The sequence below is a fragment of the Chryseobacterium aurantiacum genome, assembly GCF_003020585.1.
GTDB classification, from domain to species: domain Bacteria; phylum Bacteroidota; class Bacteroidia; order Flavobacteriales; family Weeksellaceae; genus Chryseobacterium; species Chryseobacterium aurantiacum.
Genome location: NZ_PXUE01000001.1, coordinates 1,411,950 through 1,436,780 on the forward strand (window position 1 = coordinate 1,411,950; position 24,831 = coordinate 1,436,780).

General features: G+C 34.4%; 19 protein-coding genes, 1 tRNA gene and 1 pseudogene. 12 read left to right on the plus strand and 9 right to left on the minus strand.

The window, feature by feature from the left end:
• Window positions 1-161: 161 nt before the first annotated feature.
• Together C7D53_RS06240 and C7D53_RS21240 are read left to right on the plus strand one after the other, a co-directional pair.
• Window positions 162-1,517: a deoxyguanosinetriphosphate triphosphohydrolase gene (locus C7D53_RS06240; RefSeq protein WP_106915585.1), complete on the plus strand. Its 1,356-nt coding sequence runs from the start codon at window positions 162-164 to the stop codon at window positions 1,515-1,517.
• 108 nt (window positions 1,518-1,625) lie between these two features.
• Window positions 1,626-2,192: pseudogene (locus C7D53_RS21240) on the plus strand (SPFH domain-containing protein); the annotation flags it as partial.
• A 298-nt stretch (window positions 2,193-2,490) separates the two neighbouring features.
• Here the strand turns inward: C7D53_RS21240 and C7D53_RS21245 are convergent.
• Entirely contained in the window at window positions 2,491-2,565 is a 75-nt protein-coding gene (locus C7D53_RS21245) for a hypothetical protein (RefSeq protein WP_394337077.1), read from the minus strand.
• Window positions 2,566-2,674: 109 nt separating this feature from the next.
• Window positions 2,675-3,286 carry a DUF4377 domain-containing protein gene (locus C7D53_RS21140; protein WP_228422203.1) on the minus strand — a complete coding sequence of 204 codons (612 nt, stop codon included), beginning with the start codon at window positions 3,284-3,286 and terminating at the stop codon, window positions 2,675-2,677.
• Window positions 3,287-3,434: 148 nt separating this feature from the next.
• Between C7D53_RS21140 and C7D53_RS06260 the strand changes: the two genes are divergently transcribed.
• From C7D53_RS06260 to C7D53_RS06275, 4 genes are all read left to right on the plus strand, one after another.
• A complete protein-coding gene (locus C7D53_RS06260) occupies window positions 3,435-5,456 on the plus strand; it encodes a DUF3857 domain-containing protein (protein ID WP_106915492.1) in 2,022 nt (673 codons plus the stop codon).
• Window positions 5,457-5,545: 89 nt separating this feature from the next.
• Entirely contained in the window at window positions 5,546-6,355 is an 810-nt protein-coding gene (locus C7D53_RS06265; protein ID WP_106915493.1) for a hypothetical protein, read from the plus strand.
• Window positions 6,355-6,813, plus strand: a complete 459-nt coding sequence (locus tag C7D53_RS06270) for a lipocalin-like domain-containing protein (protein WP_106915494.1) — start codon at window positions 6,355-6,357, stop codon at window positions 6,811-6,813. Before C7D53_RS06265 ends, C7D53_RS06270 begins: the two co-directional genes overlap by 1 nt.
• 23 nt (window positions 6,814-6,836) lie before the next feature.
• Window positions 6,837-7,289 carry a hypothetical protein gene (locus tag C7D53_RS06275; protein ID WP_106915495.1) on the plus strand — a complete coding sequence of 151 codons (453 nt, stop codon included), beginning with the start codon at window positions 6,837-6,839 and terminating at the stop codon, window positions 7,287-7,289.
• A 108-nt stretch (window positions 7,290-7,397) separates the two neighbouring features.
• Here the strand turns inward: C7D53_RS06275 and C7D53_RS06280 are convergent, their stop codons facing one another.
• The 3 genes from C7D53_RS06280 to C7D53_RS06290 form a co-directional block, all read right to left on the minus strand.
• Window positions 7,398-7,730, minus strand: coding sequence for a DUF962 domain-containing protein (locus C7D53_RS06280; protein ID WP_106915496.1), 333 nt, complete (start codon window positions 7,728-7,730; stop codon window positions 7,398-7,400).
• A 158-nt stretch (window positions 7,731-7,888) separates the two neighbouring features.
• Entirely contained in the window at window positions 7,889-9,571 is a 1,683-nt protein-coding gene (locus tag C7D53_RS06285) for an APC family permease (protein WP_106915497.1), read from the minus strand.
• Window positions 9,572-9,674: 103 nt separating this feature from the next.
• A complete protein-coding gene (locus tag C7D53_RS06290; protein ID WP_106915498.1) occupies window positions 9,675-11,915 on the minus strand; it encodes a CocE/NonD family hydrolase in 2,241 nt (746 codons plus the stop codon).
• Between the two features lie 255 nt (window positions 11,916-12,170).
• On the opposite strand from C7D53_RS06290, the gene C7D53_RS06295 reads away from it, so the two are divergent.
• The 4 genes from C7D53_RS06295 (at window position 12,171) to C7D53_RS06310 (ending at window position 17,566) form a co-directional block, all read left to right on the plus strand.
• Window positions 12,171-15,134 (plus strand): tetratricopeptide repeat protein, encoded by a 2,964-nt coding sequence (locus C7D53_RS06295; RefSeq protein ID WP_106915499.1) that lies wholly within the window; start codon window positions 12,171-12,173, stop codon window positions 15,132-15,134.
• Window positions 15,135-15,143: 9 nt separating this feature from the next.
• Window positions 15,144-15,629, plus strand: a complete 486-nt coding sequence (locus tag C7D53_RS06300; RefSeq protein WP_106915500.1) for a hypothetical protein — start codon at window positions 15,144-15,146, stop codon at window positions 15,627-15,629.
• Window positions 15,630-15,659: 30 nt separating this feature from the next.
• Complete coding sequence (locus C7D53_RS06305) at window positions 15,660-17,426, plus strand: TonB-dependent receptor (protein WP_106915501.1); 1,767 nt, start codon at window positions 15,660-15,662, stop codon at window positions 17,424-17,426.
• 68 nt (window positions 17,427-17,494) lie between these two features.
• A tRNA-Arg gene (locus C7D53_RS06310) sits at window positions 17,495-17,566 on the plus strand.
• Between the two features lie 250 nt (window positions 17,567-17,816).
• On the opposite strand, the gene C7D53_RS06315 is transcribed toward C7D53_RS06310, so the two are convergent.
• Window positions 17,817-18,659, minus strand: coding sequence for a M12 family metallopeptidase (locus C7D53_RS06315; RefSeq protein ID WP_106915502.1), 843 nt, complete (start codon window positions 18,657-18,659; stop codon window positions 17,817-17,819).
• Window positions 18,660-19,326: 667 nt separating this feature from the next.
• Here C7D53_RS06315 and C7D53_RS06320 point away from each other — a divergent pair.
• Complete coding sequence (locus C7D53_RS06320) at window positions 19,327-21,507, plus strand: ATP-binding protein (protein ID WP_106915503.1); 2,181 nt, start codon at window positions 19,327-19,329, stop codon at window positions 21,505-21,507.
• Between the two features lie 215 nt (window positions 21,508-21,722).
• Here the strand turns inward: C7D53_RS06320 and C7D53_RS06325 are convergent, their stop codons facing one another.
• From C7D53_RS06325 to C7D53_RS06335, 3 genes are all read right to left on the minus strand, one after another.
• Window positions 21,723-22,082: a prevent-host-death protein gene (locus C7D53_RS06325; protein ID WP_106915504.1), complete on the minus strand. Its 360-nt coding sequence runs from the start codon at window positions 22,080-22,082 to the stop codon at window positions 21,723-21,725.
• Between the two features lie 332 nt (window positions 22,083-22,414).
• Window positions 22,415-22,861, minus strand: a complete 447-nt coding sequence (locus C7D53_RS06330) for a KTSC domain-containing protein (RefSeq protein ID WP_106915505.1) — start codon at window positions 22,859-22,861, stop codon at window positions 22,415-22,417.
• Window positions 22,862-22,978: 117 nt separating this feature from the next.
• The gene (locus C7D53_RS06335; RefSeq protein ID WP_106915506.1) at window positions 22,979-23,647 is read right to left on the minus strand and encodes a hypothetical protein; all 669 of its coding nucleotides are present in this window, start codon (window positions 23,645-23,647) and stop codon (window positions 22,979-22,981) included.
• Window positions 23,648-24,097: 450 nt separating this feature from the next.
• Here C7D53_RS06335 and C7D53_RS06340 point away from each other — a divergent pair, with 450 nt between their 5' ends.
• The gene (locus C7D53_RS06340; protein ID WP_106915507.1) at window positions 24,098-24,751 is read left to right on the plus strand and encodes a TetR/AcrR family transcriptional regulator; all 654 of its coding nucleotides are present in this window, start codon (window positions 24,098-24,100) and stop codon (window positions 24,749-24,751) included.
• The last annotated feature ends 80 nt before the right edge of the window (window positions 24,752-24,831 follow it).

Below are 24,831 nucleotides of genomic sequence, written 5' to 3' on the forward strand. Positions count from 1 at the left end.
CTTCCTCATTCTGCTTCAGTACACCAAATGTAGGCTATTTTCTTCTGGATTTTGACCATGAAAAACATTTGCTGCAATAGATTTTTTGAATGAAAGATCTCTTTAATAAAAATCTAAATACTATTCCATAAAATTAAAATTTGGAGTAATTTTGAAAAATGATGAATTTAAACCAGATTTTCACCAATCAACGTACAGGAAACAATCCACAGACCAAGGTTTCAAGAACTGATTTTCAAAGAGATTTCGACAGAATAATCTTCTCTTCAGCTTTCAGAAGACTGCAGAATAAAACTCAGGTTTTTCCTCTTCCCGGAAGTGTTTTTGTACATAACAGACTTACGCATTCCCTGGAAGTATCCTCTGTAGGAAGAAGTTTAGGAAGTATTATTGGTGAATTTATTGTTGAGGATTATAAAAATGACCTTACTGAAGATTCAAAGAATTTTTATCTATACAATTTAGGAAATGTAATTGCTGCCGCATGTCTTTGCCATGATGTGGGGAATCCTGCTTTCGGACATTCCGGAGAAGATGCCATTGCAAGCTATTTTGAAAGAAATGAAAAGGATTTGAAATCAAAATTCAATGAAAAGGAATGGGCTGATTTGGTCAATTTTGAAGGAAATGCAAATGCAATCAGGGTATTGGCTCAGCAACAGCAGGGAAAAGATGCGGGAGGAATTCAGCTTACCTTTTCTACATTGGCAAGTATTGCAAAATATCCGTGTGAAGCTGTAGCAAAGCAAAAAGGAATTATTCATCGTAAAAAATTTGGGTTCTTTCAAAATGAGAAAGATATCTTCCTTGAAATAGCAAAAGGAACCCAGCTTATTTCTGAAAGTGAAGAACCTCATATCTTCAAAAGGCACCCATTTGTATGGCTGGTAGAAGCAGCGGATGATATCTGCTACAATATTATAGATATGGAGGATGCCCACAGATTAGGAATTGTATCCACTTCAGATTGTGAAAACCTTTTCTTTGAACTGGTAAAATCCGAAAGCAATGATATAGACAGGGTTAAAAATAAACTGGCTTCTATTTCCAATGAAAATGAAAAAATCTCTTATTTAAGAGCCAAAGCCATTAATGCCCTAATCAATAAATCCCTCGAAATCTATAAGCAGAACTTTGAAACAATTTTGGAGGGTAATCTGGATAAAGGACTTTTGGATATCTATAAATCTGAAAACAGTGCCTTGCAGGACATAGAATCATTTTCCATTGAAAAAATTTACAATCATAAGGCGGTTGTGGAAATTGAAAATGCAGGATATAACGTAATGTACGAATTGCTGGATCACTTTATTCCTTCCATTCTGAAACCTGAAGATGAAAGGAAATCCTACGATAAAAAAGCATTAAAACTTCTTCCAAGACAGTTTGTATATGATAACGGAACAGATTATCAGAAAGTCCTAGGAATTATCGATTTCGTTTCAGGAATGACAGATAACTACGCTACAGATTTATATAGAAAAATTAAAGGAATAGACATCGGAATGACAGTTTAGTTTGAAAATAAGTAGTATATTTATAAAAAACTGTTTCAACTCGTTAATGTGAGCTTGGATAGTTTAACAAAAACACGATTATAACTACTTATCATAAAAATTTAAACTATGGGAATTTTTCTAGCACCCGTTATTTTATTGGGGTTAATTATTTTATTTGCATCATTTTTTGTTGTGAAGCAAGAAACAGCTGTAATTATTGAACGTTTTGGAAAATTTCAGGGAGTAAAACACTCCGGCTTACACCTTAAGCTTCCTATCATTGATCAAATTGCTAAAAGACTGAATCTTAGAATTCAACAATTAGATGTAATGATTGATACCAAAACATTGGACAATGTGTTTATTAAAATGAAAATTTCTGTTCAGTATCAGGTAATAAGAAATCAGGTGGGAGATGCGTATTATCGTTTGGAAAATCCTGAAAATCAAATTACATCCTTTGTATTTGATGTCGTACGTGCAGAAGTTCCTAAAATGAAACTTGACGATGTTTTCGTAAGAAAAGATGATATTGCAGTAGCCGTAAAAGGTGAACTTCAGGAAGCAATGAACAGCTACGGATATGATATTATCAAGGCGCTGGTAACAGATATAGATCCGGACGAACAGGTAAAACATGCCATGAACAGGATCAACGCTGCCGAAAGAGAAAAAACAGCTGCAGAATATGAATCTGAAGCACAAAGAATCAGAATTGTTGCTGTAGCAAAAGCAGAGGCAGAATCTAAAAAGCTACAAGGGCAGGGGATTGCAGATCAAAGAAGAGAAATTGCAAAAGGTCTTGAAGAATCTGTAAGAATGCTGAACAATGTGGATATCAATTCCCACGAGGCATCTGCGCTTATTGTAGTTACCCAGCATTATGATACTTTACATTCTGTAGGAGCAAGTACCCGAAGCAATCTTGTACTTCTTCCCAATTCGCCTACTGCAGCCAGCAATATGTTGAATGATCTTGTTGTAGCTATGACTACTGCCAACACGGTAGGAGAAGTGAGCAAAGGAAAATATCCTGAACCCCCTCAAAAAGAACAGGGATATTAATAAAGAATAGAAAGACTGAATAAGAGAAACATCATTATTTGATAAAAGTTTCTTTTCTCAGATTTACAGACAAAAAAAACTCCGAAGAAATTTCTTCGGAGTTTTTTTTATTATTTCTTGGTTTTAGAAACCTGCTCTATCAATGTATATTTAATTGAAGATGCATCTGCCGGTGGATTGGCAATTTTTTCCGTTTTTACTTTCAAAACATATTCATATCCTGGCTCATAAGTAAATCCTTCAATATTGCTGTAGAAGTTACTCCAGCTTTCAGAAGCGTTTTCTTTTACCTGCATACATTTCATACGCCCGGCTCCTGCAGAACAATCTACAGTTTGTGATCCTATAATAAGTGTTTTTTCATTGGCTGCAGCTTCTTTTTTAGTTTTGGAAACCTGCTTTACCAAAGTGTATTTGATGGAAGAACCATCAGCTGGTGGATTTGCTATTTTTTCTGTTTTTACCTTCAAAACATATTCATATCCGGGTTCATAGGTAAATCCATCGATATTCGTGTAGAAATTAGTCCAGTTTTCTGATGCCTTTTCCTTTACCTGCAGACATTTCATAGGAGCTACTCCTGTACAATCTGCAGTTTGTGGTCCTACGATGAAAGTTTTTTCATCAGCTGAGGATGCTCCTGCGGTAGTTGTACATTGTGTCATTGCGAATAATGCTAATGCGGGTGCTGCCCCTTTTAGAATTGTTGCTATACTTTTCATAAACTTGATTTTAAACCTTACTTGGCAATTACCATGCCGAACTTTTTCGGGAATTGTCGCAGTTCTTCTATTGTTTTTTAGTTTTTTAATCATTTAATTTGAGGTTCTTAATGATCATAACCAAAGAACATAATACGTAAATATAAATATGGATAATCAAATTCAAGTTGAAAACTACAGGATACAGAAGCCTGAAATGTGGGCGGGGAATATTGGGGACCAGGAGATTATGGACCGCATCAAAGATTCCGAATTTGCCAGAAAACAAACTGATGAAGGCCGCGATTACTGTTACTTTTTAGACAAAAAATATTACACAAGCAATAACGAAAATAGTGAGTATGCCTGCATGGCCTATACCTTAAACGAGCCTGGAAACTTAGAAAGAGCCTCTGTTTCTGATGTTATTGTGGAAGAAAATGAGATATATCAGCTTCATAGGATTAGTGTTTTGAGAGACGGAGTCCTGATAGATAAGATTCCGGATACTAAAATTAAGGTTCTCGACAGCGAAAATCAAAGTAGTGGAGGAGTTCTGAGCAGTAATAAAAAGATTAATATTACCATCAAAGATCTTAGATTGTATGATGTACTGGTGCTGGAGGACTCAAGAGTTAAGCCTTTTACAGATCGTGATTTCCTGAGAAAGGAATTTTCAAAATATGTTTGGGTTAGCCCGGATAATTACTGGGCATACGGGAGCTTTAAGTTTACATTTATTAATGAACGTGAGCAGACCATTGCCTATAAAAAAACGTTTTTCAGAGATGAACAAGGAAATGTGCTGGAACCGGAAATTAATCAATTAAAGAAAGGTGAACGCTTCGTTATTGAAGAGCAGAATTACATCAATCCCGTAGATGCCGGCCGTGAAATTTTTCCTTATATAGACTTTGCAACAGACAATAACTGGAAGGATCTTTCCAATTATATAGTTCCTTTTTATGAAGAAATTTTCAATAAATCTTCCCTAAAGGATTTTGCTCCCAATTTAGTGGAAAAACTGGATGAGATTCATGATCTGGATGAAAAACTTCGGTTTGCTATAGAGTATGTTCAGAATCATATCTATTATATCTTCAATGCAGATGAAATGAATGGCCATAAGCCTCAGGAACCTGCCATAACCTATGAAAACAAGCAGGGAGACTGTAAGGCAAAATGTGTTTTGCTAAAGGTTATCCTTAATTATATAGGAGTGGATGCTTCTGTTGTACTGGTGAATTTCAATACAGATTACTATATTAAATATTACCTACCCTCATTGCTGAACTTCAATCATGTGGTGGTAAAGGTAAACTACAAAGGTGAGGAATATTTTATTGATGCTACTATCAGAGATGAATTCGGATTGATTGAGAACAGAGGGTTTATCTATTTTATGCATTATCTTGAAGTGAAAAGAGATCAGGAACTTCAGGTAAGAAAACCATTTAGGTTTCCCTATTTCTGCCTTAATGAAAAAATAGACTTCAATGTGCAGGGATCAACAGGAAAACTGAATCTGGAGACTACTTATAAAGGGAATCGTGCCAATGCGATGAGGAGATATTTTAAAATTACTAATAAAAGGGAAATCATAGACAGCTGGAACAATTTTCTTTTTTATGGTCTTAATTATTCTAATGACAGAAACGGAACCGATATAAGAAATATCTTTAAGGACGCTGCTATAGACGTAGTTGGTGATGATAAAAAGTTAAATGAAATAAAGATTCAATACTCTGCTACCGTAGAAAATCCTTACTATATGGATCCGCAAAATAATCGTTTTCTGATGTACTTCGATAGAAGTGTAGTAAAAGCCAGTGCAAGGGATTTTATGCATAAAGATTTACCGTTCTGGCATAACTTTGACAGAGAGAAGTATGAGATTAACCTGTATACCGATCAAAAAATTGATACAGAAGAAAAATATACAGTTCAGGAAAGCACCATAAATAATCCTTATTTTGATTATAAAAGCAGGAAGAAAGTAAGTAAAAACGGAGCTACAGTTACTATTGAGTGTGATCCATTGGTTAATATTGAAATTCCCCAAAGTGAATTTGAAAAGTTCCGAAATGACCATCATACGGTAGCTGACAGTAATTTTGGACTGGGAGTTGATATCATAGAACCTGGATTGATGAACAGACTTAAGTTCAGCTTTAAAAAGAGATTTAAATAAAACATTAATTTAATGATTAAAGAGGTTTCGTTATGGGCTGCTTTGCAGCCTATAACGAAACCATTATATTGCTATTAAGAAAATAACAGATGAGAAAATTATTCGTACTGACTTCTACTTTTTTTATAACCATTATTTCAGCTCAAAAGGCCGATAATGCCTTACAGGGATATTTTGAAGAGAAGGGAAATGAAACCTTTTATAAGGGATTCAATTTTGATGGAAACGGAAAGGTAATTGGCGGAATGATTAGCAGCTATTACTTTACCAGAAATGACAGCTTGGTGATAATTCCTGATAAAAGTGTTTTTATTTTTAAAATTAAAAAAGATAAGCTTATTGGGATTTCTGACTGGGTTAAAAATGGAGTATGGGCTCGTAAAAAAGACAGTACAGAGGTTAATAACAGAATAAATTCCGAAGAGTCTCAGAAAAGAGCAGCTTTATTGGCTGCATATTATGATAAAACGAAAGATATGTCTGGGCTGGATGCCTTGTTTTCCAATGATTTTACCACAATTAGTGAAAGTTTTTGTAATCAAGGTTTGGCTAAGGCTTGCCTCAATACCTTTGGATTAAAAATGATGGAATATACTCCAGGTTTTTTAGGAGATCATGAAAAACTTAAGGCTCAAAAAATTAAGCCTCACCCGGAATTGATCGAACTTTCCAAAAAAATAATAAGCCTTGGTGAAACAGAAGGATATAATATTTTGGGAGCTTATTATCATCTTTTGGGGCTTCAGGATAAGGCTTTTGAAACCTGGAGAGAAGGTGAAAAAAATGGAGATCCTGCCTCAATGCTTTCCATGGGACTTATTGATCTTGGAGAAAATATGGATAAACAAACTGAAAGCTCGGATCATAAGAAAATAAACAAAAAGAAAAATAAGAAATAATGATAAGAATGATACTGGCCTCAGCCTTTGTTTTTGTTTTTTCCTCTCTTGTGAATGCACAGAAATTAAAGAGAGAAGATGTCCTGGGATTCTGGAAATTGAAAGAAGCAGGCTTTTATGAGGGTAAAACGAAAGTTAAAAAGGATTTTGATAACTGCCGTTTGATGAGGAACTATGCTCTCAGGGAGGATGGTTTTGCTGTTTATAATTATGTAGGAGGAAGTGTAGGCGACTGTACACCCTCTGAGCCGAGATTATCTTTTTGGAGAATTGTAGATAACAGAATTCAGTTTTTTGTGGATGATAAAAATATTCTTGAGGAAGTGGTTGTAACTTTTAACAATGATAAGACAATGCTTTTCTCTAGCTATATTCCCGTTTTGGCGAAGAACAGCGATGCAAAAGTAGAAGCGATATTGAATACCGTTCATTACAGTATTCTCGAAAAACTATATTAATTATAAATATTAAGTTTTAACCTATGAATTTTGTTACAGTAATCTATATCATCAATGTGTTGTTGTATACCATTTATTTCTTTGGAAAGAGTGGGAGTGAAGTAGATATGTCTGGTGTAGATTACACGATCTCTGGAATCATGTCACTTCTTTTAATTCTTGCGGGATATGTGAATGCAAAGAAAAAAATGACGTACAGGTCTGTCCTATGGGTGTTCTTTGTAAATGTTTTATTGTTTATAATGTCTGGATTGTTTGATCAGTTTGGAAATGATTTTAATCTTTTTTCAACAGCAGGTGGTAATAGTTTTATGTTTACTCTGGCACTGATTGCCTATAATGCATTTGCATTTCCTTTAATTGTAGTGCTGGAAGGGAGTGGCTTTTCCTTAGTTGTACCATTGCTGTTATCCTTTATCCTTCCGTCTTTAGGATATTTAATAGGAGTGAAAATGCACTCTCAAAATAGAAGCTAGAACTTAGAAGCTCCTGTTTTTTTATGTATGGATGTTTTAACGGCATAGGATTCATTGGCAATAAAGTTTTCCTTTTTGCAATCCTGTAAGTTGTTGAAAAATTTAAGTTTAATGAGGCTGGCTACCAGTCTTCGTAATAAATTTCTGTTTCCCGATTAAAAGCTCAAAAAATAGCTTGAAATCTGAGATTAAAGACCATATGGGATACTTGAAGGTGGCAGGTTTGTTTTTTTCAATAACCGCATGACTAAACCATGCAAATCCGTACCCTACAATCGGGATGTACCACAGAAACCTTTCCTTTCCGGAGCTGATAACATAGCCTATAACAAAAAATATGAGCAGGGTTCCGATAAAGTGAAAAATTCGGGTTCCTGTTTTACTGTGCTCAGTAAGATAAAACTGATAAAATTCTCTGTATGTTTTGATTCTTTCAGTCATGATGGTCTAGTTTATTGATTCTATTGAAGTTAAAGCAATAATTCTGCCGATTTTTACGAAAGGATAAAAAAGCAAAAAGGCAAAATAGCCAATCGGTTTCTCCATCGGATTTAACCTCTTTGCTATTTTGCCTTTCCGCAATTATATTTGCTACTTATTTAGCTGTTTTTTAATTCTTTTCCCAATTTACTGTTTTTGTATCCGTAACAGAAGTAAATTACCATACCGATCAGGAACCACATTCCGAACCAGAACCAATTCTCGTGACTCATTCCTGTAAGAAGATACAGACATGAACTTAATCCAATCAATGGAATTAATGATAAGTTCTTAATGAAAGTTACAACGCATAAGATCAGATTGATGATAATGAAGAAGAAAATAGAAGCTCTGAATTCTCCTTCTTTAGGATCTCCCCAGTTCATAAGAGTCTGGAAAAATTCCGGTTGCCAATAATAAAAAGCAATTAGCCCCCCAATAAAAATAACAGGAAAAATAATTTTACCATTTACATAAGGAAGGTGGAATCTGCCTTTAATTTTTTCCTTGGCAGGAAGAAGAAGTACCCCGGCGCACACCAATACAAATGCGAAAATAGTTCCGATACTTGTAAAATCAAGGATAAAAGTTTTATCTGTAAACAGGATAGGAATACCTACCACAATCCCTGTAACAATAGTCGCATACGATGGTGTTTTATATTTTGGGTGTACTTTCTGAAATCTCTGAGGCATCAGCCCGTCACGGCTCATTGCATACCAGATTCTTGGCTGTCCCATCTGGAAAACCAATAATACGGTGGTAATGGCCACAATTGCAACAAAGGAAACTACAAGCTCCATCCAGGCTACATTAGCATTCGTTTTTTCAAATATGAACGAAAGCGGGTCTCCCACGCCGTCAAATTTCTTATAATCTACCATTCCTGTTAATACCAATGTCAGAGCAATATAGATCACTGTACACAATACAAGAGAGATGATCATTCCTTTGGGCAGGGTCTTCTGTGGATCTTTGGTCTCCTCAGAAAGTACACTTAAAGCATCAAATCCTATATAAGCGAAGAATACTCCGGACACAGCACTCATTACACCTGCAAAACCATTTGGCATGAATGAGGGTGTTCCTGTTGTAGGACTTATTGGTGTCCAGTTTTCAGTGTTGATGTAAGCAAAACCAACCAAAATAACCAATAAAATTACTCCTAATTTTAAGATAACCAGAGAGTTATTGAAGTTTTTGCTTTCTTTTACTCCTACAAAGCAAAGCCACGTAATCAAACCATTGATCACCAATGCCGGAATATCTACAATGAATTTCAAACTTCCGATTAACGGAGCTGTATTCCATGCACTTAGCAGTTCTTTGTTTTCGGAACCATATTGAAAAGCTTTTCTTGCCTCAGTATAGCTGCAGGTCAGATAATCGGGAATATGCATTCCAAGACGGCCTAAAAAACTAGTGAAATAATCCGACCAGGAAAAGGCTACGTATATATTCCCGAAAGAATATTCCATAATCAGAGCCCAACCGATTACCCAGGCGATAAGCTCCCCAAAACTGGCATAGGCATATGTGTAGGCAGAACCTGCAGTAGGAATTCTGCTGGCAAATTCTGCATAGCATAAAGCGGTGAACCCACAGGCAAAACCACAAATCAAATATAGAAGGATAACACCGGGACCACCTCTAAAAACGGCTTCTCCCAAACTACTGAAACTTCCAGCTCCTATAATCGCCGCAATACCAAAAAATACAATGTCCCATACACCTAAAACTCTTAAAAGCCCTGTCGATGTGTCTGTATCCGAATAGATTTTTCTTCTAAAAAGTTGACTCATTCAATAACTATATTTGATTTGAAAAAAACAAATGTAATGATTTTTTATTTTGATGTTAACAGTCGTTAAGAACATTTAGGTAAAAATACTTAACGAAAAGCCTTTAGTCTTCATAAACAGGTATTTCCACATAGCTGTCATTATACCATTTTACTTCCAAAGGTTCTCCGGAATCTTGTATGGTTTCTTCACTTACATCTTTGCCCGTCCCATAATTGATCTGCCATGCCGAATTTTTGTTGACACCCACCAATAAAAGGAGTTTGCTTCCCTTTTTGATCTTCTTACTCATAAATATCGATTGCTTGATTGGAATCTGCTCAATTTTATTAGGTTCAAGAAGTTGGCGTACTTCATTATTTTTAGAATAGCTGGCCCTTACCAAATGGTTGGATAATAAAAAAGACTTTCCATCTGGTTGAATTTCATATAAGGAAGTGTCTGTGTCAAAATCCCTTTTATTAATGGAAACATTGAAGTATCCCGCAAGATTTCCACTAAAAATAATATCCTTATCCAATACTTCACTCTCAAAATAGACCAGATTGGTTGTTTTAATACTGTCTTTTTTACTGATGACATAATAAGAATCTTTAGAGCTTCGGTCTTTGAAGTCAACAATTTGCTTGGTAAAACTTACATGAGATGGTTTTTTGAATACCGAAGGATTGCTTTTGTGATCCTGAAGATAAAATTTAAGATTAGACGTATGCATTTTGTCTAGAACAGGAACATGTTTCCATGTATTGGTATTCATTACCTGAAAATTGATTTTATCTTTTAAAATTTCAGGTTTTTTACCATTTTTAAGAATATAATCAAACCATGAAAAAGCAAGATCATCAATGCTTATTCTGGCAACCTTATCAATGGGGCTGTTATTTACATAGGTGAATCCAAAGCTTTGTGCCCCGCCATGATTATAGGGGCCAATGACCATATAGTGCTCAGCATTTTTATTGTATTTATGATGCTCCTTAAAGTAATATAATGCACCTATCTGGTCATCATCATAATATCCCGTTGTCGTTAAGATCGGGATGTTTATTTTAGCAAATTCCTCTTTATAAGGAACCATTTTTTGCCAATATTGATCATATCCGGGATGATCCAGCCATCTTTGGAATATCTTGCTGGGCTTACCACTGATGGTATCTAATGACCTGAATGATTTTCCACTTTTATACCATTTTGTATTAATAGAATCCCACTTTGGAAAATCACTAAAGTCAGCTTCATCCGTATATTTATTATTGGTAACATATTGAATCCATCTTAGCATATAGCTCATAAAGACATTGTTCTGAGCAGGATAATCAATCCCGATTCCCACTGCAACCTGTGGCACAATTGTTTTTAGTGCAGGATGAAGATTTTTTACAGCAGCCCATTGGCTGAATCCCAGATAGCTGCCACCAATCATTCCTACCTTTCCATTGCTCCATGGCTGTTTGCTTACCCAATCTATCACTTCATAGATATCCTGAGATTCATGCTCAAACGGATTGTTCTCATCATTACTGTTTCTTTTGCCACGGGTGTTCACTACTGCTCCTACATAATTATAGATTGCTGCTCTTTTTCCGAAAAAACTATCATTAGCTCCGGCATAAATATTATTGGTAAGAATAACCGGAAGAGGAGATTTGTTTTCCTTTTTTCTAATAACGGTTATCGTTAAGGTATTTCCGTTTTTTGTCTTGAAATCTTTGTTTTCAATAATAAACCTTTCTTTATCTTTTACTCTAAGCAGGTTTATAATCGTTGGTTTAATGCTGGCAAACGTTTTATAGTTGAGATAGCTTTTACATAAAGCAAGGGCAGAACCATAATCTATACTCTCTTTTCCTTTTTGTTTGTCAAGTGCCTTTTTGAAAAGTTTTCTGTAATTGACAACATCTCCGTTAAGTGACAAGTCGATTCTGGGAATCTGTTTTTCATTAAGACTTGCATACTTTTCATTAAATGCAGTTTGAATAGCATTAGGAAAAGAGGTTTTAGTCTCTGCTTCATATAATTTAGCCATGCTGTATACTTCATATTCTATAAATTTATAACCAGCCATATTATGATCTGCAAATTCATTACGGAATTGGGCGAGGGTTATTGCTGATGCTTTATAGTCTTTCGCAATAATTTGTAGCCGGAAAAGATTGTCTAAAAAATCTACGTTATTTTCAGGCCTGTACTTTTGGGACTGAAGTTGAGAGATCACCTGTAATGCAAGACCGGGCATTTGCTGTTCCATGATAGTAGAGTCTGTTACAGCTGTTTGGGGAAAGTTTAATTTTTGTGCCTGCATCAGGTTTACAAAAATTAATGCTAAAAGTATCTTAAATTTCATATTACAGTATGTTTATGGTATGTTTTTAGCTGCTGTTGAAAAAGTATCAGGTCAAAATATATTTTTGATAGCTGTTTACTAAAATTGTTTACATTTTATCAGACGAAATTAATAAAATTTATCAAACAATAGTGAAATGTTTTTATTATTGTTAAATATTTATCTTAGGGTATTAAATCTGTTAAAACTTGCTTAAACAATAAGTTTTTAATATTTTCGTTAACTTATTTAGACTAATTTTCTTATACGAGAAGAATGAAATCAAAAAAAATACTTTTAGCGGCTGCGGTCATATACTTCGGAATTTCCGATGCTCAACAGTCACAATATTTTACACAGAAAGAAAATTATAGATTCAATCTAGCTGAAAACCTTTATCAGACCAAAATATACAACGCTTCCCAATACGAATACGCAAGACAATATTTCTATAACCAGAATTTGTCTCGTTCGAAAAAGGAAGCGGCTCAGTTTTTTGACAATGTGATAGGGGTAATTCTTCAGAAAAATCATGCTGAGGATGGGTTGACTGCTTTCATGAAAGAATATCCAAACTCTGCTTATTTTGCTCAGGCTAATCTTCCTTTGGCAGATTATTATCTGGCGAAAAAGGATTTTGAGAAAGCACTGGAAACCCTGAAAAAGGTGAACCAGTATCAACTTTCGAAAGAGGAGAATACACAGTACATCCTAAAGCTTGGATATGCAAAATTCATGATGGGAGATTCTAAAGGTGCTACCGATGCCCTTGAAGAGGCCTATAAAACAGCTGATCAGTCTCAAAAAGGTGACATTGCCTATATGCTTGGGCATTTGTATTACAGCAACAGACAAAATGATAAGGCTTTCCAGTATTTTGATTCCGTTAAGGATCAGGATAAGTTTTCAAAACTGGTGCGTCCTTATTATGTACAGATGTACTATAATGACAAGAATTATGACAAAGCTATTTCTGAAGGGAATACATTATTGAACGAAAATATTTCAGAATCCTATAAAGCAGAGGTTCACAAGATCATTGGAGAAAGTTACTTCATGAAAGGGGATTATACTTCTGCCTATCCACATCTGAAAGATTATCTGAATGTACAGCAGAATCCATCTGAAAATGATCTGTATGAAATGGGATTCGTTGCAGCACAGCTTAAAAAGTATGATGAAGCTGTTTCTTATTATAACCAGCTTCTTAACAGCAATTCTGCATTATCACAAAATGCTTATTATCAATTAGGAAATGCCTATTTAGCTGTTGATAAAAAGCAGGAGGCTCTTTCTGCATTCCGTTCTTCTTACCAGATGGATTATGATGCGAAAGTGAAAAAACTGGCTCATGAGCAGTACGCCAAATTAGGATATGATATAGGTAACCCGTTTGAAAATCCGTCTACTGTTATTCAAAGTTATATCAACGATAATCAGAATGGATCCAATGCTTCAGAAATGAGATCGCTATTGGTGAAATCATACCTGTATTCCGGAAACTATAAAGAAACATTGAATGCCATTGACAAGCTGCAGGGCTCTACTCCTGAGATCAATAAAGTAGATCAGGAAGTTTCGTATTTATTAGGGACGGAAGAATTCAATAAAGGGAATTATGATGAAGCTGAGAAATATTTCCTGAGAAGTTTAGGATTTAATATCAATAAAGAGTTTAACAGCAGGGCCTTATATTGGCTTGCTCAGGTATATTACCAGAAAGGAAACTATCCGTCTGCCATTGTTCGTTACGAAAAGCTTCTTAATGAGACTTTCCCTGAAAAACAGCAATTGCCCTATGACTTAGGATATGCTTATTTTAAATCTAAGAAATTTGATCAGGCACAAACGTTTTTCAAGCAGTATCTGACGAATCCGAAACCTGAATTTAAAAATGATGCAGAGCTTCGTCTCGCAGATATTCACTACGCCAATAATGATCTGAATGAAGCAATTGCCATCTACGACAAAAATGAGGATGCTACAGATTATACTGTATATCAAAAAGCAATGGCCCTAGGATTTAAAGGAGATACTCAGGCGAAAATCAACAACTTAAAAAATCTTTTATCGAAATATCCGGATTCCGAGTATTATGATGATGCACAATACGAGATTGGAACCGCCTATGCAGCTCAGGATGATTTTACCAATTCCAATGATTATTTTGGAAAGGTAATTAAAACATCTTCAGATAAGGATTTGATTGCCAATGCTTCTATTTACAGAGCTCAAAATTATATTGATCAAAACCAGAATGATAAAGCTCTTTCTGAGTTGAAGTCCTTGGGTGAACAATATAAAAATACAGCCTACGCTACCAAAATAGTTCAGGCGGCAAAACCAATCTTTACGAAGAACGGTGATGTTTCAGGATATGAAAACTTTGCAAGAAATATCGGAGTGAATGTAGATGCTTCTGAAATTGATGAGATCAACCTATCTACCGGAAAACAATATTTCGCGAAGAAAGATTATAAAAATGCTATTTCTTACTACGAAAAGTATCTGACACAGAATCCAACAGGTGAGGGATTATATCAGGCTAAATATGAATTAGGAGAAAGTTATTATCAAACAAATAATTCAACTAAAGCTTTACTTGTTTTGCAGGAAGTTGCTGGAATTCAGAATGATTACCAGGATGACGCACAAACTCGTTTAGCTCAAATCTTCATTACGCAAGGAAATACCACTGAAGCGAAAAAGTATCTGGAGGGTATTAAAAACTCTTCCAATATCAGTATTAAGAACTACGCGAATGTTGAGCTAATGAAGCTGTATGCAGATGAAAAGAACTTCTCTGAAGCTGAAAAATTAGCCAATGCGGTAATCGCTAATTCTAAAAATTCGGCTGCTGTAATTGAAACGGCGAAAGTGATCAAGGCAAGAAGCTTAATGAATTCAGGAAAGGATAAAGACGCTCAGTCTGCTTATACTTCCCTTGAAAAATCGTCCAATACCTCTGTAGCAGCAGAAGCATTCTATGCAAAGGCTTATTATCAGAATAAAGGAAAGGCATTCAAGTCTTCTAATGAGACCATCTTTAAGCTGGCGAATAATTATGCTTCAGAAGAATATTGGGGAGCTAAGGCATTGGTGCTAATGGCTAAGAATTATATTGGGTTGAAAGATAATTATCAAGCAAGTTATACCTGTGACCAGATCATTGCAAACTACAAGGATTTCCCTGAAATTATTGCAGAAGCAAAAGAAGTTAAAAAACAGATTAAGAAATAAGAATTGAAAGTGTTTAAAATAACAATATACTCTTTTTTAGTTTCTGCTTCGCTTTGGAGCTGCATACCTGCCTATACTGTTTCTGATAAAGAGTATAGAAATGCAAAGGCAGACTTCCCGAAGCAAAAAGCTTTTGTTGCCAATAAGGATCTTAAGAAAGAGTTTGATATTTTAAAACATTCCAAAATTTATGAAATTGTAGATGACAGTACCAACGCTGCAAAAATAACATTACACCCTATGACAACCCGTACTCCTTTCTGTGGAAATCCAATGATTGGAAGTATGATTACACTAGGATTGATGCCCTCGGGGTTTCCGTATGATATTTCTTACAGCTATGATATTGCCGAAAAGAATACAAAGAAAAATTATCAATACAATTTAAAAGTTTATCAGAGCCTTTGGCTGTTTAATATATTCAGATTAGGCAAAACTTTTTCAAAACAGTCAGGGAAGGCTTTGTTGGGAAATTATATAGCTTCCAATAAATAGATCCCGTTATATTTTTCAAATAAAGAAAATATGAACAAGAAAATTCAATTATTATCCATATTATTTTTAGGGGTTTCGCAGTTCGCGTTTTCCCAGATCAAGGAGGAAAAACTGGTTCTTAATAAAAAGAGGGAACCGGAAGTGAAGAAGATCGAGAAGAAGAAGACTTCTGTGGAAACCATTAAAAACTATCCGCCGGAAGAGAAGTCCCAGAACCCTGTGAAATATACCATTACGGATGTTCCAGCGGTTTCAGACTTTAAAACTTCTACCATCCAGGGCGAGGACGTGGCTCCAAAATTCGACGGAACAGCGCAGAATAACTATGTTCAGTTTGGAATGGGTAACTATGGGAAAATTTTGTTAGACGGAAATGTTTCTAAGGTGCTTGATAACAAAATTGAAGTAGGAGCAGATGTTCACTTGCTTTCAACCAGTGGTCTTAAAAAAGATTACGATTGGAAATCAAAGCAGACTTCAGCAACTATCGGGGCTTTCCTTAATTCTTATGGAGAAAAAGGTAAATTCAATTTGAATGCTGAATATGGATTAAATAATTATAATTATTATGGTATTTATGCCCTTGAACCGGCTGCTGATGTAGATTTGAAGCAAAAAGTAAATCAGTTTAAGGTAAATGGGTACTATGATTTTTATTCCAATGAAATTTTAAATGACGTAAGAGTAAAATCATCATTCCTAAAAGATCATTTTGATGCTCAGGAAAATCAAGTTTCCATTCTTGCAAATCTCTCTAAACATGCTGTTGAACTAGGTAAATCAGGTATCAATCTGAATGCTGATTTAGGAGTAGGTTTAGAAGCTGTGAAGACAGATTTTGAAATTGGAAATAAGAACTCATCCAATTTCTTTAATACCAATTTGGCTCCAAAGGTGACCTTTAGAAAAGGAGAATCTTACTTGATGCTTGGGTCTTCATTCTCATTCCTGAATGCTAAAAACTCAAATATTCAGATGGAGCAAATGAAGAACAATAAGACCTACTGGTTTCCGCAAGCTGAGTTTCAGGTTGCTGCAGCTAAAGAATTCAAGTTCTATGGTGGGGTAGATGGAGGTTTGAAGCTTAATACCTACGGAGATCTTTTACAAGTAAATCCATATGCGCTATCTGACCAGTATTTAAAGCCAACAGAAACGAAATATCATTTTTATGTAGGATTGAGAGGGGACATCGATGAAACTCTGAAATATGACTTCTCTGCAGGTTTTGGAAAGATGAGAGATATTATGTTCTTTAAGGCAAATAATATTTTCGATAATAACTATACCCTGAACCGTTCTGCTTATGATTTTGCCAATACATTTTCTGCAGTATATGATGATGGAAATGTGAGCGATATCAAAGGAAGTGTACAGTATTTCCCACTTGAAAATTTAGTTATTGACGGGGAAGTAAGGTTCACCAAGTATAATTTAAAGAATTATGACAATATTTATAACGTTCCGTTAGTGAATGCCAGCATTGGTGCAAAATATACTATGCTAGACAAGAAATTGTTGTTAGGATTCAAAGGGATTTTTGCAAGTGACAGAACAACAAACTCTTATGCAATAGAGGGTGTGGGGAATCCGGGTATGATTTTCCAATCTACAGAGAATACCAACGATAAAGTTGGTGGCTATGCTGATTTAAATCTTTCTGCAGAGTATAAAATTCACAAAAATTTCAGTATTTTCGCACTCGGAAATAATCTTCTAAGCTCAAAATACCAGACGTACAAAGGATATAAAGTTCTTGGTGCTCAAATTCTGGGAGGAGTGAAGATCACATTCTAAATCATCAGAATAAAATAATAAATGATAAGTGATCCTATAGATTGCTTATCATTTATTACTCATACATCGGCTGCATAGTTTAATGGATAGAACTTCGGATTTCGGCTCCGACAGTGAGGGTTCGAATCCTTCTGCGGTCACTTTTAGCTCCTTTTCAGGGGCTTTTTTATTTCTAACCATTCATTGGGATTGTTTTTAGCTTAGCCAATGATAATTTTATTTCCATTTTTTAATTTGGTGTAGAGGATATATAGTTCTATATATTTCTCGATTCATTGGATGTAAAGATAAGAACATAAGTCAGGAAATATATCTTGTTCAATTATAAACAAAAGCAAAGTCTACCCCGATTTAACACAGGGTAGACTCTTATTGAGATAAGTGGATTTCTTATTTTGGATATACTGTGGCGATAAATTGTTTGTCTGTTGCAGATAAAGCGGTATTGTTACCAACACTGAATCCGTTTGTGGTCAGCGTTGAGCTGATGCTATAATGCATAATGGATTGCTTATCGTAAGCACTATATTGAGTCTGTGAAGTTGAATATTTTGCAAAAAGGTTATTATCTACCTGGGCTTGAGTCCAGTAATTTGGAGCACCTGCATAATAGGCATATACTTTTGGCTTATCCCATGGAATAGCTGCTAAAGGGTGCTGGTGCTCATGAATCATCCCAAGAGCATGGCCAAATTCATGAATGACTGTTCTGCTGAATTCGGTGTCACTTGTACTATCAGTAAACCAGCCAAAGTTCATGGTTTCTTTATTGGATGCTATACTAAGAGCATCTTTACCTATATATGAATAAGATCCGGCACCAGATGTGAACGTTACGCGAATCTGTGGCGTTCCAGTGGTAACAAAATTAAAAGTAATATTGGCATATTTGGACCATTCCTTGGCATATTGTATCACCTTGTTGCGAACGTAAGTACTACCTCCGTAAAGACCTACAGTGATAACGCTGCCATTTGTCCATTTTTTATTAGTAACAACAGCGCCTTTTGAAGTTGTTCCGGGAATATAATCCTCACCTGGAAGATAAACATCTTTACACATTTGGGTGTTTTCGAAACCCGCCGGGATGTCTGCTTGAGGAGTAGCTTGTAGCGCTGAAAGTAATTGTTGGTCCTGTGGGATTTTTTCATCTATAGTATCATTGGTAGTATTACATGATACTATAGCCATTGAAATAAATGATCCTAATAAAATTTTCTTGTGTAATTCCATAATGTTGGTGTTTTATGTTGATTAATTTTTTTAATGATTAAGAAAATAAATAATCTATCATGTGTGAATTAAAATTATGATAAAAAATGATGCTCTCACTTTTTTTCTTTTGTAAATTAAGATTTAGGTATATCGACACAGATACTACATTAACTGAATTGCCTTTCTATAAAGGAATTCCAAACTTGGGGATCATATAATTTCAATGTTATACTGTCTCATATTTGTATTGTTTCAATGTAAATTGAATAAAATTAAGTGGATAATAAGTGTAAATTTCACTAGATAAATTCTTTTTTATTAAATTTTCTTTGTTAAAAAATCAAAATTAAGTGATTTAAGTGTATAGTTGTTTTTGAAAGAAAAATGGAAAATTATAATGTTGAAGCAAAATGAATTAATGAATCTTTTTATTACAACTTTGTTTGTGATTTTATAGAAATAGAATTGAAAACGATAAACAATCAAGCTTTCAAATTCATCTTGAGTTTTACTGATAATGATGTTAAGATTTCAATTGAAGAAATAAATTTCTGTATTTTAGCTATAGTTAGTATTTTAGTAAATATATTCGATATCTTTTATTCAGGGTGTTTATCGGTGTTCTTAATGATAGCTTTCTTAAAGATTTTTGAATATTACAGTTTTATTTTTAAATAGGAAATTTATGCTTCAGGTTGGATGTCATGAAGAGCAAATACATCTTTGCGGAAAAATCCAGTATTTTGGTTATTTATTTGTTTTTGAGGATGATATGTGTATTGCAGTCAGCAGGAATTCGGCTGAAATTACGACGCTTTCATTTGATAAAATATTAGGACTTACAATAGATCAGTTACTGAGTTTGATGGTTGATGATGGCGAATGGATGATGACTGAAATAAGGAAGCATACAGCTGTTCCGCTTAAAAGGTTTACACAAAGGATTTCTATTCACAATCAAGAATATGATCTCTGCATCTATCAATTTGATGAAAAAATATTTTTTGAAATTGAGATTCGTAATGAATATGTTGTAAAATCAACAGATTTGAATACCTATGCCAAAGAACTTGAGCGAAGTGAAGATTGTTGGCAGACGTTGACCCATCTGATCAAAGAAATAACAGGTTTTGATCGTGCAATGGTTTATCAATTTCTTGAAGATAATAGTGGACAGGTGATTGCGGAATCAAAAAATGACAACCTCCCTTCTTTTCTATCGTATCGATATCCCGAATTTGATATTCCGGTACAGGCGCGTGAGTTGTATTTAAAATTTCCTGCCCGAAATGCCGCAGATATAGATGGAGAAATATTTGATATCCTTGGAGTCTCTCCTGAGCAACTGGACTTAACTTATTGTAGTCTTAGGGCTTTTTCGCCTATACACCTGCAGTATCTTCGAAATACCAATACCAATGCGAGTGCCAGTTTCTCAATTATAATTGAAGAAAAACTTTGGGGGTTGGTAACCTGTCAAAATACAGAACCTAAACATGTTGATCTCGAACAGAGAAATTTATGTACTTTCTTAACGCAATATGCTGTAAATTATCATCTTTTGGAACATCAAAAAGAATTGATTAGTGCCCATAAGATTATGGGAGCAGTGGAGCGTGATCTTAAAGCTGAGCTTTTAGTGCAACATGATTTTGAGGGAGTTCTGAAAAAATATGCCCCTAAGATAATGGATATTGTTGCTGCTGACGGAATTGTTGTGAAGTATAATGGAGGGCTAAGTTATATAGGGGATACGCCCGATAAAAATAGAATAGAAATAATAGACCATTATCTTTTGGATAAGGAAGAAGAAAGTCTATTCTCTACAAACCAATTTAATTCTTTGCCGCCAGAGTATCATAATGATATTTGCTTTCCTGGAGTGATTAGGGTTAATTTACTTCCTGGTAATAAGTGGTTTCTTTACCTTTTTCGAAAAGAAAATATTGTTGAGGAAGTGTGGGCCGGAAAGCCGGAAAAACTATTTGTTAAACCTGAGGGAAGCCACATTTCTTATCCTAGCCCAAGAACATCTTTTGAAAGCTGGAAAAAAATGACCAAGGGCCAGTCTATTAACTGGAAAATACGAGAAATTGCTTTTCTTGAAAAAATAGCATACGTTATACAGCAGGCAATTGCCCAAAGAGGAGGCGAAATCTTCAAATTGAACAGAGAACTTATTCGTTCGAATAGTGCCCTGGATACCTTTGGTTACATCCTGACTCATGATCTTAAAAATCCTTTGGCAATGATTAACCTGTCAGCAGATATGATTCTTAATCGTGAGGACGATAAAAACAAGCTATTCCATAGGCTGGCAGTTAATATACTTAACTCAACTCAACTTATGACACAGATGATGGATAAGGTGTATGAACTCTCTCAGTCTACCTATATTCATTTTGAGCTTGAAATGATTAATCCACAAAGAAAAATCATTGATATTTTAGAAAACACGAAGAAGCAATATGGATGTGAAAATCTTAAATATATTGTTGGCGAAATAATAGAAATTCCAGGGGAGAGAACCTTACTTTATCAAATATTTTTAAACCTTATTGGAAACGCCGTTAAATATAGTTCCAAAAAAGAAAATCCCCTTGTAGAAGTTAAAGGCTATAGAAAAGATTTATCGGTTATCTATGAAATCCGTGATAACGGTATTGGGATAGATTTGAGTAATGGAACCGATATCTTTGAGATTTTCAGAAGAATGCCTAATACGGTAGCGTTTGAAGGGGCCGGGATTGGTTTGTCTATTGTAAAAAGAATAGCGGATCGTTTAGGGGCGAAAGTGTCTGTTGAGAGTACAATGAATGTAGGAACATGTTTTTACCTTGAATTCATGAACGTTCCCTTACCATAATTGTTTTGAATGCTTCAACAATTTCATTTGTATGAATTGAAAATTTCAGTTTTCAAAGGGTGAATATATTCCGATAAAATGAATTCAAGAGCAGAGCATAATAAAATATCCCGAAAATTATGTAATAATCAGGGGATCATAAAACGAAAACAGAAAATAAATAAAAAGAGGGACACGAGCGTTGAGCCCGTGCCATAGAATTTAATTACTGAAAATTAATTCAGATTATAATTAGCAATAACCAGGCTCAAAATGAAATGAACGTAATTCTGCTCAGCATCTTTTCTATTGATTAGCTTATTTTTGTACTCATAAGAGCTCAAAACCCTTGCTAATTTTTGATAGGTTTCAAAATCATCTCCTTTAATCTTCACCCTGATGTTGTCATCCTTTCTTTTAATGAGCTCATTGTCTATAGTTCTGACTTTAAATAATACTTCACATAGTGTTGGACGAGACTTCATAGACCCAATAAATCTTTCAACAACATTAATCTTGAATGCATCAAATAAGATGTTGTGAAAAACAATTTTAGAGTTAGGCTCTTGAGTATTGAGCTCAAGCTTATAATTCATTATTTTAAATTTTGGTAAATATAGGCTTAATTATAACAATTATCAGCGTATTTTAATAGAAGGTTCCCATCATAATGATTGAATTTTATTCAATACATCATCCATAAGGTATTTTAAAAATAAAATTTTTAATGATAATTAATTGAAATATAGGATTCTAATTGAATTCATATAATAGTTTAGATGATGACTTAAAATATTATAAGAAATAATATTTTTTCAGCTAAATGGAAAGAAAGAAATGGAACAGCTTTTTCTGGCCTTTATTTTTATATAAAAAAAGACTTTCAGGGTGAACCGAAAGTCTTTTTATTTGTTTTTTGAATGAAAAATTAATCTTCCATAGCTTCACCAGCCTTTCTGTAGATAAAATTTCCATAGATATGTCTTCTTGCAAAACGGCTTGGGGAATCTGCATTGACCATTTTTATATATGTATTTCTTGGTACACCCAGATATTCATACATTTTTCCATTCAAATGCTGAATGTTCAAAATCTGCTTTTCAAAATAGAAATCATGAATATTAGATTTTGTTATCGTCTCAGTGTATTCTTCCTTGTATTTTTCCTGAGTTTCCTGGTTAATACTTACCAAAAAATGATAGGCTTCAATAACAGCCTTGCTTTTTTCTTCAGCTTCCAGTTTTCCAGTTTCATCATTAACAAATTTATCAGGATGCGAATCTTTCATCGTATTTCTGTAAATTACCTTTAATTCTTTTAAAGTTACATTTTTGTCAACCCCAAGAAGCTTTCTGTGCTCACCAACTCTTTTCATAATTTGAATCCCTATTTTCGGGGTGCAAAATTAAGGAAATTAATTCTAAAAATCATAACTTATTCATTATTAATTTATTTGAAACTGATAAAGCTGGTTCTAACCTAATTAAAACGGTTATTCAAGTATCGAACCATCAGAATATACAATTTTCTGAACATCAAAGTCAAAACTTAAGTCTTCCAGCTTTGCAGCAGCTATTTTTTTATCTTCATTAGAGAATTGATTATAGTCAAAAGCAGCATCTCCCTTAAAAGTTGCATTCCCTGCAATTCTGTCATCTGTAAAATCCATGCTATAAGAGTCTCCAATCTGTTCCCCCAAAGAATTAAAAATCTTGAAGCTGATTTTAGCTGCCTTTATTTCTTTTGTAGATTTATTTTGAATGGCATATTTGAATAGGTTGTAATCATCTAATCTTCCGGCCTCAAAGTTACTTGGAACATATTCTTTATCAAAGATGGTCACAATAAGAGCTTCTTTCATTTTTTGCTTTCTTACTTCAGCTTCTTTTTTTGCCTTAGCTGCCAACGCTTCTTCTTCAGCCTTAAATTTTTTCGCCTCATCTAGGATACCCTGATAGGTCTTGTTTTCTAAAGATTCACCTTTCAGTTTAGCTCTTATCATCCATCCTGCAAATAATCCTGCATCCTGTTCGTTCCACTTTTTGCTTTCCCCAATTTCTTTTAGGTCTTCAGCCAAGGTAGCCTCATTATACTTTTTGCTTGTTGGGTTTGAGCATGCAGTCAGGAATACCAGACCACATAATAGCAAAATTTTCTTCATGATTTAATTTGTTTAAATTGATTGTTAGTTTTTATAATATCGAATAAGGATAAAAATATTGATATTGAAATATATAAACCGAATTATTTTTAATAACTAGTTTCTATAATAAGAATGTTAATATTAGAAGCCTTTTAACGAAAGAGTACTCATACAATGTTAAGATTGTTGCTGTTCCTACACGAAATACAAGCTCATTAATGCTTTCATCTCAGTATTTGTATACCCTTTGGAGTGGAAATTTCAATGGTTATCACTTTTCTTATGTCTGCATTTTTTGGATCTAAAACAGACCATGTCATCATCAAAATTAGTCATAGTTTTTTTCAATCTAAATAGTGTTTTATATGGATAGAATGGTTTAGTTAGTGCAAATATATGAAATAGGACACTCCTTAGTGTCTAAAATAAGTAAAAATTTCATAAACTTGTATAATTGAATGTTTAATCATGGAAAGAAAATCAGCAGCAGGCAGTATCCGAAACAAGGAACGCAGTAAAAAGAAATTCTTGGATGCGGTTGGGAAAATTCTGAAAACAAAGGGTTATGCAGGATTAAAAGTGAATGATATTGCTACTACAGCAGGGGTAGATAAAAAGATGATCTATACCTATTTTGGCGGGATGGATGGCCTCATAGACGAGTATATTAGGTCACAGGATTATTGGATTAATGCAACAACAGATAAAACAGACAAGTTATTACCGGATATAAAAGACGGTGGAGAAGCATTTATCAAAGAAATGCTGCTCTCTCAGTTTGATTATGTTTACACCAATAAGGAGGCCCAGAAGTTATTGCTGTGGAGTTTATCTGAACCCCGAAAGTCATTAAAAAAATTAATTGATACCCAGGAAGAAAACGGAGAACATATTTTTAAATATATTTTTCATCCCTATTTTAAAGGAAATTCAGCAGATTTTCGGGCCATTATGGCGATCATGGTTTCCGGACTTTATTATCTGAATATGTTTGCTTCTGTAAATGGAAGTGTTTTTTGTGGTCTGGACATGAATAGCCCTGAAGGACGTGAAAGGGTTAAAAGAGCAATATCTTTTATGGTGGAACAAACCTATGAGAACCTGAATTCGCAGGAAGATTAAGGAAAAGACTCTTATTTTAAATAATAAAACAGCATCATTAGAAATCTAGTGATGCTGTTGCTTTTAGTGTTTTTACCTTA

Bases quoted from the DNA above. Each gene is read 5' to 3' on its own strand.
- C7D53_RS06240 (WP_106915585.1), top strand. From the start codon at position 162: ATGAATTTAAACCAGATTTTCACCAATCAACGTACAGGAAACAATCCA.
- C7D53_RS21140 (WP_228422203.1), bottom strand. From the start codon at position 3,286: ATGAAAAGTATAGCAACAATTCTAAAAGGGGCAGCACCCGCATTAGCA.
- C7D53_RS06260 (WP_106915492.1), top strand. From the start codon at position 3,435: ATGGATAATCAAATTCAAGTTGAAAACTACAGGATACAGAAGCCTGAA.
- C7D53_RS06265 (WP_106915493.1), top strand. From the start codon at position 5,546: ATGAGAAAATTATTCGTACTGACTTCTACTTTTTTTATAACCATTATT.
- C7D53_RS06270 (WP_106915494.1), top strand. From the start codon at position 6,355: ATGATAAGAATGATACTGGCCTCAGCCTTTGTTTTTGTTTTTTCCTCT.
- C7D53_RS06275 (WP_106915495.1), top strand. From the start codon at position 6,837: ATGAATTTTGTTACAGTAATCTATATCATCAATGTGTTGTTGTATACC.
- C7D53_RS06280 (WP_106915496.1), bottom strand. From the start codon at position 7,730: ATGACTGAAAGAATCAAAACATACAGAGAATTTTATCAGTTTTATCTT.
- C7D53_RS06285 (WP_106915497.1), bottom strand. From the start codon at position 9,571: ATGAGTCAACTTTTTAGAAGAAAAATCTATTCGGATACAGACACATCG.
- C7D53_RS06290 (WP_106915498.1), bottom strand. From the start codon at position 11,915: ATGAAATTTAAGATACTTTTAGCATTAATTTTTGTAAACCTGATGCAG.
- C7D53_RS06295 (WP_106915499.1), top strand. From the start codon at position 12,171: ATGAAATCAAAAAAAATACTTTTAGCGGCTGCGGTCATATACTTCGGA.
- C7D53_RS06305 (WP_106915501.1), top strand. From the start codon at position 15,660: ATGAACAAGAAAATTCAATTATTATCCATATTATTTTTAGGGGTTTCG.
- C7D53_RS06315 (WP_106915502.1), bottom strand. From the start codon at position 18,659: ATGGAATTACACAAGAAAATTTTATTAGGATCATTTATTTCAATGGCT.
- C7D53_RS06320 (WP_106915503.1), top strand. From the start codon at position 19,327: ATGCTTCAGGTTGGATGTCATGAAGAGCAAATACATCTTTGCGGAAAA.
- C7D53_RS06325 (WP_106915504.1), bottom strand. From the start codon at position 22,082: ATGAATTATAAGCTTGAGCTCAATACTCAAGAGCCTAACTCTAAAATT.
- C7D53_RS06330 (WP_106915505.1), bottom strand. From the start codon at position 22,861: ATGAAAAGAGTTGGTGAGCACAGAAAGCTTCTTGGGGTTGACAAAAAT.
- C7D53_RS06335 (WP_106915506.1), bottom strand. From the start codon at position 23,647: ATGAAGAAAATTTTGCTATTATGTGGTCTGGTATTCCTGACTGCATGC.
- C7D53_RS06340 (WP_106915507.1), top strand. From the start codon at position 24,098: ATGGAAAGAAAATCAGCAGCAGGCAGTATCCGAAACAAGGAACGCAGT.